The organism is Mycobacterium sp., from assembly GCF_035274705.1.
GTDB lineage: Bacteria > Actinomycetota > Actinomycetes > Mycobacteriales > Mycobacteriaceae > Mycobacterium.
Genome location: NZ_DATENY010000034.1, coordinates 69,283 through 82,227, shown reverse-complemented (window position 1 = coordinate 82,227; position 12,945 = coordinate 69,283). Strand labels below are relative to the sequence as shown.

Sequence of the window (12,945 nt, the reverse complement as noted above, 5' to 3'; positions counted from 1 at the left end):
CGCCGCCCGCTCCTGGTCAGGATCATGGCCCGTCGGCGCCGTCGCCTACGAGTCCCCCCAAACCGACCTCGGCGACGCCGCCGACCCGGTTGCGGCCGCAGCGCTGGCCGCGGTCGTGCAGTCCACCCTCGACGGTGTCCGTATGTGCGGCACCGAGGTCATCAGCACCACCGCCACTCCGATCGGCATACTCATCGCTCTGACGGTGTGCCTGTATCCCGGCAGCGACCCCGACACCGCGCGCGCGGCAATCCTGGCCAGCATGCGTCCCGGAACACCGTCCGCCCCAGGACTTTTCGCTCCCGGCGCCCACCCCATGGGCTCGGATGTCTACCTGTCGACCGTCACCGCCACCGTGGCAGCCCTCCCGCAAGTCGACGCCGTCTCGGTGACCGAAGCGCGCCGCCTGTCCGACCCGCCCGGAACGCTGGCCACCGTCTTGGTCATGGGCCCCACCGAAATCGCCGTCTGCGACGACGACAAGAACTTCCCCGACCGCGGCCGCATCGTGCTGAGCATCGAGGGAGGCCGCTGAAATGACCACGCCAACACCCGATCCCGTCGTCACCCCACAACTACTGCCCACCCCGCCCGACCCGCTGCCCGGCCTGACCCGACTGCGGCGGCGCCTCGGCGACCGGCTCGCGCTACGCGACGATCTTCTCGCCCGCCTCGCCGGCATGCCCGACGCGGGCCGGCCCGGTCGCACCTTCAGCGAGAGCCTCGACGTCGCCGGTGACCCCACCCTGCTCCAGGTCGCCGGGCTGTGGGCCCGCGTCGCTGATTCGGTGTGTGCTTACGCGGAAATGACCGCTGGTGAAGCCTATTTGGGCACCGCCCAAGACTGGACCGACCTACGGCGCGTGGTGGAGCTCGTCGGCTACCGCCCCGGCCAGCGCACCGCAGCCCACGGCTGGATCCGCACCGAGACCGCGCCGGGCGCAGCCCCCAAGCTCCCGGCAGGCACCCCCGTGCAGGCCCCCGGCACCTCCACACACACCGCACAAACCTACGAGGTCGCCGCCGACACCCAACTGCGCGCCGAGTGGGCACAGCTGACCATCACCGGGGTGCCGGTGCCCACCGCGCCGGCCGGCAAGCAGCTACGGTTTCTGGCCGACCCCGGCTTCATTGCCTCCGACCGGGTGGTCTTCGTCAGCGAAGGCGGAGCCCCGACGTTCCCCACCATCTGGGACCTGTGGCTGGAATGGTGGCTGGTTCTCAGCGGCAGCAGCTACGTCGGACTGACCGGCCAAGCCGTGCGCGGCGTGGCCCGAGTGACCAAACGCGCCGACGACCTCGGCGCCGCGCTGCTGACCTTCGACCGCCCACTAAACAAGCTCCTGCCCCAAACCACCGGCGTCAGCTACGCCGCCTATCGCGTGCGCACCGAACTGCGACTGCCCGCCCGCCTCGACAAGATCAGCTACGTCGACAGCACCGGCGCCCCCAAGACCGCCGACGCGCCCTACCCCAGCGGCGAAGCAACGGCCCCCTACAACCAGAACTGGGTGTACGTCGACGACGCCAGCGAGGCCAGCGTCGGGCAGTACATCCTGCTCTACGCCGGCTCGGACAGCCAATGCCTGGTCACCACCATCAAAGCCATCACCGCCACCGACTGGCACGTCGCGCCCGGCACCGTGCGCCGAGTCGCCAAAATCGACCTCACCGACCCACTACCCAATGCCCTTGTCACAGCCGGGCTCACGGTGCTGCTCACCGACTCCCGCCAGGTCGCCCAACACTACGAACTGCCCCCGCTGGTGCCCGGCGATGCCGTCGCACGGATCCACCCACGCCTTGACCCGCTGCCGTCGCGCCTGGCCATCCAAACCACCGCCACGGACGGCACCACGGGCTGGGAACTGTCGGGATGTGCGACCAACGCCTCTGACACCACCGCCGACCCCGGCGGCCAGCTCATCAGCCTCGCCGACACCCGCCAAGGCAAAGCCGACCGCGGCACTGGCAGCGGCGCAGCCACCGGGAACCTCGCGCCGATCCAACACGGCACCACCCACACCGGCCCGCTGACCCCGGTGGGGTCCACCGCGGTCATCAGCGGCCCCGTCACCGGCGACGTCAGCGCCGACGGAACGGTGACCGACAGCCTTTCCATCAGTGTCGCCGGCGAACGCTTCGACGAAGTGCCCACCCTCTACGGCCGCGGCCCCGGCGAGCCTGTCTACACCACCCGGCTCGCCGCCGACGGACGCCTGGCGGCCACCTTCGGCGACGGCGTCAACGGCATGCTGCCGCGCGGTAACATCACCGCCTCCTGGCGCGTCGGCGGCGGCCTCGTCGGCGAACTCGACGGCGCCGAAATCACCACGCTCTCCGCTGCCATCAACGGCGTCCGCAAAATCGCCGGCGTCGGACCCACCGGCGGCGCCGCCGACCAGGAAGACCCGCTCCGGATGCGCCGCGCGGCCGCCGCACGCATCCGCGCACTCGACCGAGCGGTCGCGCTGCAAGATCTCGCCGACCTCGCGCTGACTCTGCCCGGCACCAGCCATAGCACTGCCTGGCGCGGCGCCGGCCCGCCGGGCTGCCCATGCGGGCGCTCCGGACTGCACGTCGCGGTCCTGCGTAGCGCCGGTACTGGAGTGCGCGCCCCCATCCCCGCCGAGCTGCACGCCCTGAGCAATTATCTCGACGCGCGCCGCGACACCCGCGTGCCGCTGTGCATATGCGCCGCGCGACCCAGCGCGATCACCGTGACCGCCGCGTTTGCAGTCGACCCGCGCCGTGACCCGGGCACAGTCTGCGCCGCCGTCAGCGCGGCGCTGCTCGACCCGAACGGCCCGCTGGCACCGCTGCCCCGCGACCTCGCAATCCCACTGGACGGCAGCGACGTCATCGAGGTGGCCCAGCCCGTCACCGGCATCATCGGTGTCGCCACCCTCAACCTCACCGGGGCCGCCACCACCCCCACCACCGGAGACCTGTCGCTCGGGCGCCTGCCCGCACTGCCCTACGAACTGCTCTACGTGGCCACCACCGCACTGTCGGGGACCTCATCATGACCACCGCGGGCCTCGCACCGTCACGCCGCTTCCTGGCGATGCTGCCCCCTGCCCTGCTCGCCTCCACGGAGGGCGAACAGACCCCGGTGACCCTCGCGTTACTGGCCGCCCTCGAAGAACAATGGCTCGAGCTGGCCGCCGACGTTGACCGCATCCTCGACGACACCTTCCCCGACAGCGCCGCCGACTGGGCGCTGCCCTACCTCGGCCAACTACTCGGCCTGCCACCCGACGCCGGACGCGCCGAGATCGGCTCGGCCACCGCGCTGCGCCGCCGCCGCGGAACCCCGGCAGCGCTGGAGGACTTCGCCGAAGTCGTCACCAGCTGGCCATCACGGGTGACCGAAGGCTGGCAGACCACCCTGTGGTGTCAGCAGCTGGGCCACCCAGCGCGCCACACCGCATCGATCTCGCTGCGCGCCGGCGAACACCTGCTCGTCGGCAGCCAGCTCGACCAAGCCCGACGCAGCGTCACCCCCGGCGGCTCCTTCCATCCCGCCGCCGCCACCGCCACGGTATTCCCTTGGCACGTAAGACGATTCAACGGTGTGCAGGTCTGCCCGCTGGCCAAGCCCCGTCGCTTCGCGCTGCACCCCCTGGGCATCCCCGCGCCGCTATACCTGCGTCCGGAACCACTGCAGATCGCCAGCGACGCCGAGGACGAACGCCCACCCGGCACACCGCCCACCGCGCGTGCCCCCCGCGCGCCAGGTGAGCTGCCACTGCGCGCGACCTGGCGACTCATCGAAGCCCTGGGTCCCGACGCCATCACGTACGGCGCGGTGTGGCACCTTTCCGCCGACCATCCGCTGGCCGCGAACACCCCCGACGATCCGCCGCTGCTGACGCTCACCGTCGACGGCACACCGCTGCCGTGGTCATCGATCGCACTAACCGGGCTACCTGACGCGGGGGCGCCCAACCCCGACCCGCAGCAGGTGCTCGTCGACCCGTCTCGCGGCACGCTGTCGGTCGGCACCGGACTGGCAGGCACCATCCGCGCCACCTTCTACCGCCCGCTGCCCGGCGCCGTCGGCGCGCTGGCCAGCACGGCCGAACCCGACGACGGCGCCGGCACAGTGATCGTCGTCGACCCCACCGGAGCGCCCCCGGCCGCCGGCGAAATCGTCGTCGCCGACCTGACCGCCGCCGTGGACGCCGCACTGGCTCTACCCCAACCCGCCGCGCGCCCACCCGACACCGCCGAGTCCCCCGACGTGGAGATCCGGCTGGCCACCAACGACCGTCTCGCCTCCCCCGGCGTCGTCAACGGGACCCCCGCAGCCAACCGCTGGCGCATCGTGGCCCCCACCGGCCTGACACCAGTCATCGTCGGAGACATCGGATTTGACCTCGCCGCCACCGAGGTCGAGCTCGCCGGCTGCTACATCGAAGGCAATCTCAGCGCCGGCACCGACCTGGCCGGCCTGACCCTGACGTCGGTGACCATGAACCCCGCCGCGCGCCGCACATTGACAGTCAGCCCCGACGCATGGACGGTGCGGCTAATCGCAACCAAGTCCCACCTTGGGGCGATCCGCGCCGATCTGTCCGCGTTCTTCATCGTGCTCACCGACTGCACCATCGACGGCGCAGGCGTCGCACTCGCACCGTGCGGGGCGCCAGGCGCAGCGCCGGCGCCCGTGCCCGCACTGGCCGCCGCCGATCGCTTCCCCCCCAGACTGCAGACCCGCGGCTGCACCTTCGCCGGCGTTGTCGCCGTCGACGTGATCGACGCCGCCGACTGTCTATTCATTGACGGCCTGCACACCGTGGTGACCGCCTCAGGCTGCCTGCGCTACAGCCATCTCGGGCCCCACGACCAGCCACAGACCCACCCCCCGGCCTACCAATGCCTCACCGGCGCGCTGCCCCCGCTGGGGTCATCCGGCGTCGAGTCGGCCGGCGACCTCGCGCCGCTGCTGACCTCACCGTCAGCGCAGCGCGCCGACCCGATCCTGTCTGCCGCCAGCGACGGCGGAGAGATCGGCGCCTACCACCACGCCCGACGCGGACCGCTGGCCGTGCGGCTGGCTCAGCGCCTACCCGAGATGACCGTCTTGACCGTGCATCCGCACCTGACCATCGCGTCCCCGGAGGAATAACGTGAGCGGCGACTACACATCGGTGCCCCTGCGTCCCAACGGACCACGATGGCTCGCAACGAAAATGCAGCAGGGTCGGGTCCTTCTCGACGGCGACTGGAACCTCAACATCGACGCCGTCGAGCGCGAACGCGAGAACCTGGCCGCCACCATCATCGGCGAGGCCGGCGTCGCCGAAGGCAGCACCGCCTTCGAGATCACCTTCGCCGCAGACGGCAGCATGCACATCGGCGCAGGCCCGATGTGGATCGGCGGACTATGCGCCGTCAACCCCGCCGACCTTGCCTACACCGCCCAAGAGTCGATCCCGCCTCTACCGCCAGACGGCACCGCCCTGGTGTACCTGGACGCCGTCGTACAAGAAATCCAGCCCGCCGAAGACCCGACGGAACTGATCGACCCGGCCCTCGACGGCGTCGACACCACGACACGCACCCGGGTCGCCTGGCGGGTGCGCGTCGCATCGTCGGCGGCCACCACCTGCTCGGGCGCATCGGCGGCACTTCCACAGACGCTGAGCACCGGCCGCCTCGACGTCGTGCGCACCGCGCCCGCGCTGACCGCCGACCCGTGCGCACCGCCCGACGACCCCCGCGGCAAGCTGCCCGACGGCCTGCTGCGCGTCGAAGTCCTCGACTCGGGCACCGAATCCAGCGCACGGTTTGCCTGGTCCTACGAAAACGGCTCGGCCGCCGTCGCTGCCGCTGTGGCCGGCACGACCGCCACCCTGGTCCCCTCGCCATCGATCACGTTCGTCCCCAACGACCTCGTGGAAGTCAGCACACTCATCCGGCGGCTTGACCGCAAAGACAACGGGCCGCTGCTCACCGCCACAGCAGTCGCCCCCGGCGCCGGTGGCGCCGTCGTGACCCTGTCGGCCCCCGCGCCCGTGGCCGGCAACCCCTCAGGGCTGTGCCTGCGCCGCTGGGACGGCCAAGTCGTCGGCGCCGCCGGCCAAGTGCCGGCCACCTGGCGCGGCACCGATGTCGGCGTCGCGTTCACGGCCCGCCCCGGCGACTACCTGGCCGGCGATTGGTGGGCCGTGAGGGTACGCGGAAGCGCCGCCGACGCCGTCGAAACACTGACTGACTCCGCGCCCGACGGCACCGAACACCACGTGACCCCGCTCGCCGTCGTCGACCTGGCAGCCAAAACCGTTCTCTCCGACTGCCGTCCGACGTTCAACCCACTCACCGACGCCCAAACATGTACCTGCACCGTGACCGCGTTCCCCGGCGACGACCTGCAAGCCGCCGCCGACCGCCTACCCGAAACCGGTGGCGAACTATGTTTGGCCGCAGGCACCTACGCGCTGGACACGCCGGTCACCATCACCCGCAAAAGCCGCATCGTGGTGACAGGTGTCGGACCCGCCACGGTCGTCCATATTCACGGGCACGAATCGGTGTTCCAATTCACCGACTGCACCGACGTGACGGTCGAACACCTCCGCGCCGAGGCCGGCATCGGCGCGGACGTGGCCGGACGAATCGGCGAACCACAACTGTTCGGCGCCCTGACGTTCCTGGGCTGCACCGACGTGAGGGTGCGCGACTGCGAACTGATCTGCCCCGACAACAAGCGGCGCGCACAGTCCGCCCTATACAGCGCGCCCTCGGCCAAGCGGGCCAACAGCCGCAACCGGATCACCGACAACCGCCTGCAGATCGGTGACCAACAGATCGGCGTCCTGATCATCTCCAGCGACGAAACCACGGTGGCCGGCAACGACATTCGGATCGGGGCAGCTCCGGTGCGCGCCACCGAAGTCCTGCTGCCGCTGCTGGCGCGTCAACTCGCCCGCTACATCGGCTCCAAGGTGCAGATGCCGCCGGCCGGCACGGCGCCTGGCGCCGCACCAGCCGAGCAGCCGCCCGCCCCGGCCAAAGCCGCTCCCGCCAAAGCCGCCCCCGCCAAAGCCGCTCCCGCCAAAAGTGCCGCCAAAGGTGCCGCCGCCAAAGAAGTTGCAGCCAAAGCGATCCCGGCCGAAGCCACACCGACCACCACTACCCCGGCGGCGGCCGTCGGCGCCCACATCCCCGCCGGTCGGCTGGTGCAGTTGGCTAACGGTGCCAACTTCGCGCTGGCCGGGCCACCTCAGATCCAGCACATCGCCGACCAATTCAGCACCCTGACTGAAGTGAAAGCTCTGTCGCGGCTCACACCCCGGCAAGGCCTGGAGAGATTCGTGCGCCGCGCCGTCCAGGCCCCGCAATCGCTGGCATTGTCGATGGCCAACAGCCGGTTCTTTTCCGGCATCTCCACGCGGTCACGATCGATGGCCCAGGGCATCGTCGTGGCCGGTGACTCAGCCGATCTGGTCGGCATCCATGACAACCTGATCGGCGGCGTGATCGAGGGCATCCACGTCGGGCTCGGATCGGCCGACGGCGGCACCGCCACCGCCGGCGACGTCACCATCAGCCGCAACGTCGTGGCCTGCGTGATCCCCTTCTACTGGAACCGATCACGCCACGCCATCTACGTCGGCAGCGTCGACCGCCTCACCATCCACGACAACAGCGCCTCACTGGTGCGCAGCGGCGGAATTGACACCGACGTCGCCGCCTTCCCCGCCACCCCGGTCGAGGCGGTGCGCATCTACGGCAGGATCGGTCCCTGGCTCAGCGTGCGCGGACTAAGCCTCACCGGCCCTTTCCACTGCGGCGTCCGGGTCACCCAAACTGCGACCACGTCGATCAAGCGCCAGCTGCGTTACGTCAGCGACGTCCTCAACTCCACCGGGACCGGACCGGCGTTGCTGCCCTACCCATTTCCGTACCCACACGACCGCTGCGTGCCCTAGTCGCCCTCGACGTTGTAGTCCTCCTGATAGTTCTCGACCAGGGCGCGCAGATATGTTCCGGTGCGCCGATCCAGGCACGCCAACACCATCGTCAGCGGGCATTCCTGTTCACCGCCGCGAAACACGATGAGCGGCAACCGGTAATACACGTTGTCGGGGCGGTCCAAGTCGATATCCCAGACCGCGTCATCGACGTTGAGCATCAACACAATGCCGACATGGCGGGCGGCCGCATCGGCCACGCCGCGCTGATCCAGCGCCGTGATCGGCTCCGGCGAGGAGTAACGCTCCAGCAGAAAGGTCTCCAGGACGTCGAGCGATGCGACATCGACATCGAGTTCGCGGCCCATCATCGCGTACAGCTCGTCGCGCACCTCCAAATCCACGGCAAGCCAGGTCTGGAACTCCTCACGCGAATGCATGCGAAACGGCGCCAGGTTCACGACCGCAATTGTCGCACCGCCGGACCGATCAGCGGGCCACCGGCGGCGGGATGCGCTGCTTGATCCGGGAGCTGGTCGTCGTGCCGGTGCGCAACTCCACGGTGATGCCGGCCTTGCCCAGCGCGTCGAGCAGCGGGCCACTGGGCTCGCAGCCGATGAACATCCACGTCATCGACCAACCGCGGCGTTTGACCAGATGCCTATCGGCGGCGACCTCATCGAGGATCTCCTTGCTCGCATAAACCGTGCCGCCCTCATACGCCTTGACCTCGGCGCCCTCCTTCGGAGGGTTGAACAGATCGATGCGCCGAACCTCCCCGCCGGGCAAGTCGATCGTTTTCTCGCTCTCCGGCCAATCCAGCCGCACCCTTTCGGCTTCCACGATCTCATTGGCCTTGTTGGCCTTACCGACATTGCTCTCGTAGATGGCCAGCCACGCGTCGTAGAGCTTCTCGCCACCGCTCAGCTCGTACATCTCTCGGCGGATCCTGCGGTGCTCGTCGCTGCCGGGTTTGTGCTTGCGCAGCTCGACGAGCAGCTCGTTGTACTTCTTGCGGTTGCGTGGAGCCACATCGCGCTGCGCCACCCCGCTACTCGGCGTCAGCTCGCCGATCGACAGCGCAGCCAAGTGCTCGGCCAACTGCTGTTCGAGGCTGTCGAGTTTGGCCTCCGCTTCGGTGCGCGCGTTGGGCTCCATCGCCTCCATCGCCTTCATGTGCTCGGCGATGAGTTTGGGAAGCTTCTTCACCTCAAGCTGTGCGTCAAACAGCGGCTTGTTGCCGGGGTCGAGGGTCTGCACGCCGATCATTTCGGCGATCCAGTTCAGCGCCAACCGCACCCGGCCCGACAGGCCCTGGTACTTCTGCATCGTGCGCAGTGTGTCGGTGTGCAGACGCACCGTGGTGGGCAGTGCGTCGGGGCTGACCCGCAGCCGGATGTTGGTGACCAACCCGGTATCGGGATCGGGGTCCCACTCGGCGCGCACGTGGTCACCCTCGAGGGTGTCGTCGATGATCATCACGTCACGCAGATCCGGCGGGAGCGCCTCGCGAAGCTCCTGCGCCGTGGCCCGCCGCTCCCCGATCGGCACGGTGCGCGCGGCCGGGTCGGTTGGCTTGGTGTCCGATTTGTCGGTCTCGTCGGCGCCCGTAGTCTTCTTCGGCTCAGCCGGTGCGGGAGCTTCGTGCCCTGCGGACGGGTCGGACTCCGACGACGGCGGTTTGATATCGATTGCGGCCCCGCCGCGCTCGGGCGCCGCGGTGGCCCGACCTTCGTGTTGTGTCGTCGCAGTGCCCGGCTCACCACCGGCCTTGGCGGCCTCGGGGGCAGGCGAGCCACCCTTGGCCGCAGCGGCGTCGTTGGCCCTGGCCTTGGCTCGCGCCCCAATCGCCTCACCAGCGATGAACATGCCGTTGTTCTGCACGGCCGACGAGACGGCAGCCGCTCGCGCCCGACGCGCCTCGGCATGCGTCATCGAGCCGGACTCCTCCTGTTCGCTGATCGACATCATCTGATCGATGAAGGACACGTCGCCCCACACGACACCGGCACCGCCGATGATCTTGTTGGCCATCTCGGCGCCTTTGACCAGCGACTCGGCCCCCTCGACCGCCTTGGCCGCTTCGGCCAGCTGCGCTTCGGTCGCGCCGGCCTCCTCCAAAATGGTGAACGCGCGGCCGAACTTGGCCACCCGGAATCCCGACACCAACTGGCCAGCCGCGCCCATGCCGCCCAGCAGCCCCAGCAGGTCGCTGACCGTCGACGCATCCAAATAGAGCTTGCCGGCCTCCCAGCGCTGGATGAGCCGCGCCGCTGCCGCGGCCGCGCCGATCAAAGCAGCCGCCGTACCGGCCGAGGCCACGATTAGCCCGATCGCGGCCAGCACAGTCACCAGGTCATCGATGCGCTTCTCGGCCACCGCCCAGTCCACCGGAGCGCTCTCGGCGCGCAGCGTGGCCGGGGCGTCGGCCTCCAGACCGAGACCGGCAGTGCGAACTGCAATGCTGCCGCGGCCATAGGACGCCTTCCCTCCGAACTTGTCCAGGGCGGCCTGGAAAGCCTTACTCGGAGTCGCGCCTCGACCTTCGTAAGCGCCCGCGCCGTCGAGGTTGGTCACGTCGTTGATCAGCCACCGATAATCGTCGCCGTCCTTCGGCATCGGGCCCGCAGCCAGCAGCAGCGGATACTGCTGGCCGCTGACCTCAGAGATCAGGGCGGCGTTGACGCGTACCGCCGGCGGCAGATCGGTGGTCGCTCCCGCGGTGCGTTGATCCTCGTAACGGTTGTACAGGCTGATCAGACGGTCCAGCGTCTCGACATCGTGCTCCATCGAGTAGTCCGACAGCGAGGGGTAGTCCTTGCGGAACTTCTCGAGCTCGTCGTTCTTTGCCTTGCGTCGGGCAACCAGCACATCCAACGGCGAGCCGGTCAGATTCAGCTTCGCCTTGAGCATCAAACTCTCGAGATATTCGACCCTGGACTGGTTGCCCTCCTTGCGGGCGAGGTCGATCTGCGCCTGCAGCTCGGCTATCTGCGCGGCGGGCTCGTCGAGCGCCTCATTGAGCGCGGTGGCCGTGTCGGCGACTTCAACGACGTGGCCCGCGACCGCCGGCGGCCGAATAACGGGCTGCCCCTTGAGGTCCTCGCCCACGGCCGGCGTGGCGATCGTGCGGATGAGAAAGATGCCCTTCTCCTTCAGCGGCACCTGCTGTTGTTCGGTCGGCGGCCCGAACAACTCGGCCAGCCATTTCAGCGACGCGCTCAACGCGGTGACCAACAACGAGACCGGGGCCAGCTCGATGCTGGTCAGGTTGGCCATATCGCTGTTGAAGCGTTCAGCGGCCGTCGCACCCCCCGAGGCGCCCAGCCGCTTGTTGGCGCGCTCGGTGTCCTTCCACCAGTCCTCGAACTCGCGAGAGAACTCCCGATTGGCGCCGCCCATCCCGGTGACATCGGTTCCCGCACCGGCATTCGCGTGGGTGAACTCGTCGATGCGTTCATCAAGGGTCTTCTCGGGGGCCGCGGTCGAGTCGGCCGCAGCGTGCGACGGGTCCTTCTTGAGCTGCGCCTTGGCGTACTCGGTGATATCGAACAGCTCCCAGCGGTACCGGATGTCCGAACCCACCTGCGCGATCACCTGGGACGTGACGCTGTAGTTGCCGTTGGCCGACCACTGCACCTTGGCGGTGAAGCTTGGGTCCGAGTCGACGGTCACCAGCTTGGGGCCCTCGACGGTGACCGGCCACGGCGGTGCATTGGGCGGTTGGCCGTCGGCGCGCCCCTCGATCGGGCTGCTGTACACCGAGGGGACCGTCCCGTTGCCCCTGCCGCCGCCGCTTTTGACCTGATACTTCGGCACGAAATAGATCACGTGTGCGCCGGGCACCTTCGCCACCATGTCGCGCACCTGTTCCGGGGCCGACAGCATCGACATGACATCGAAGTTCTCCAGCTTGGCCGCTTTCGCCGGCGCGGCCGCGGCACTCTTCGGATCGCTCTGATCGGCAGACTTCTGCCGTTCCTCCAGCGCCTTCTTCTGCTCGGCGGCAGTCAACTCGCGCTGGCCGATGACGCTGCGTTCCTTGCCCTCGGCGTCGGTCTCGTGCCGAATATGCGCATAGTCGTCGCCGCGAACCTGCAAAGCGGCCAACGAGCCATCGGCCGCGAGCTCGTACACACCCGGGTAGAAGGTGATCTTGGCGTCGGATTTCATCGGCACGCGCGGACCCAACGCTTCACCGCTGGTGCCGTAGACCTTGACGAACTTCGGATGCAGCCCGACATACACCCACGGCGTCTTCGTCCCGGCGAACCCGGCGAGAACCTTCGCCGCGTCGTCCATCCCGATCGCCTCCACCTGCAACCGCTCCCACGGCAGGTCTTCGGGTTTCGTCGCGGCGTCTGGGGCATCCTGCCCGACGATCGTCGGCTCGCCGAGCTCGACGACCGCATCGCGAAACACCCGCGCCGGGCCGGGCGCGGCCTCGGCGACGTGCGCCAGCTCGTGGTGCAGCAGCCGCGCCCCCGCCGCGGTGTCGGGACGATACTCACCGCCACCGAAAAAAATATGGCTGCCGATGGTGAAGGCGTGCGCACGCGCCTCGTGAGCCAACTGCGCAGCTGGGTCATCGGTGTGGATGCGAACATGGCCCAGATCGGTGTCCAGAGCCGGCCCGAGTCGGGCGGCCTGCTCTGCGCCCAGCGGCCGGCCGTGGCCTGCGCGGGCAGCGATGGCGGTCGGCGTGCCCGCAGGCAGGTACGGCGACCGATGCTGGGGCGCGGTGTCGGCAAGGTGTGCGACATACGCCTCAGGTGGACGCGAGACGTGCGCCTGCACGTCGGCGGCACGCACCGACGCCCGGCGTTCGGCCGGTTCGCCGGGCTCAGATAGCATTCGGTGAGGGATCGCAGGAGGCCTCGGTTGGTGCTGTTGCGTCTGCGACGCCGTGGCTACGCTCACCTCACCCATCGCGCCCCCAGCCCTGGGCCGTACCGGACGGCACCTCGGCCAAATTATCCCCGAATTCGCCCTTCGACGTGCAGGTATTCGCCCTTTCCGCGAC

The 12,945-nt window shown here is 69.2% G+C and carries 6 protein-coding genes; 4 read left to right on the top strand and 2 right to left on the bottom strand.

The genetic code is table 11. The features are described from left to right. The 4 genes from VJV41_RS09275 to VJV41_RS09260 all read left to right on the top strand — a co-directional run. Nucleotides 1-535: hypothetical protein (locus VJV41_RS09275; protein ID WP_325333002.1), on the top strand; the 535-nt coding region annotated here is incomplete at its 5' end. A 1-nt stretch (nt 536) separates the two neighbouring features. After that, the gene (locus VJV41_RS09270; RefSeq protein ID WP_325333001.1) at nt 537-3,029 is read left to right on the top strand and encodes a hypothetical protein; all 2,493 of its coding nucleotides are present in this window, start codon (nt 537-539) and stop codon (nt 3,027-3,029) included. Continuing rightward, nucleotides 3,026-5,134: a phage tail protein gene (locus tag VJV41_RS09265; protein ID WP_325333000.1), complete on the top strand. Its 2,109-nt coding sequence runs from the start codon at nt 3,026-3,028 to the stop codon at nt 5,132-5,134. The genes VJV41_RS09270 and VJV41_RS09265 overlap by 4 nt, the downstream gene beginning before the upstream one ends. Before the next feature lies 1 nt (nt 5,135). Then, nucleotides 5,136-7,940 carry a hypothetical protein gene (locus VJV41_RS09260; protein WP_325332999.1) on the top strand — a complete coding sequence of 935 codons (2,805 nt, stop codon included), beginning with the start codon at nt 5,136-5,138 and terminating at the stop codon, nt 7,938-7,940. On the opposite strand, the gene VJV41_RS09255 is transcribed toward VJV41_RS09260, so the two are convergent. Both VJV41_RS09255 and VJV41_RS09250 read right to left on the bottom strand, forming a co-directional pair. Continuing rightward, nucleotides 7,937-8,383: a hypothetical protein gene (locus VJV41_RS09255; protein ID WP_325332998.1), complete on the bottom strand. Its 447-nt coding sequence runs from the start codon at nt 8,381-8,383 to the stop codon at nt 7,937-7,939. The genes VJV41_RS09260 and VJV41_RS09255 overlap by 4 nt on opposite strands. A gap of 28 nt (nt 8,384-8,411) precedes the next feature. After that, on the bottom strand, nt 8,412-12,776 hold the full coding sequence (locus tag VJV41_RS09250; protein WP_325332997.1) for a DUF4157 domain-containing protein: 4,365 nt from the start codon (nt 12,774-12,776) through the stop codon (nt 8,412-8,414). Nucleotides 12,777-12,945 lie beyond the last annotated feature (169 nt).

Excerpts from the sequence above, each read along its gene's own strand:
- VJV41_RS09265 (WP_325333000.1), top strand. The coding sequence starts at position 3,026 with ATGACCACCGCGGGCCTCGCACCGTCACGCCGCTTCCTGGCGATGCTG.
- VJV41_RS09250 (WP_325332997.1), bottom strand. The coding sequence starts at position 12,776 with ATGCTATCTGAGCCCGGCGAACCGGCCGAACGCCGGGCGTCGGTGCGT.
- VJV41_RS09270 (WP_325333001.1), top strand. The coding sequence starts at position 537 with ATGACCACGCCAACACCCGATCCCGTCGTCACCCCACAACTACTGCCC.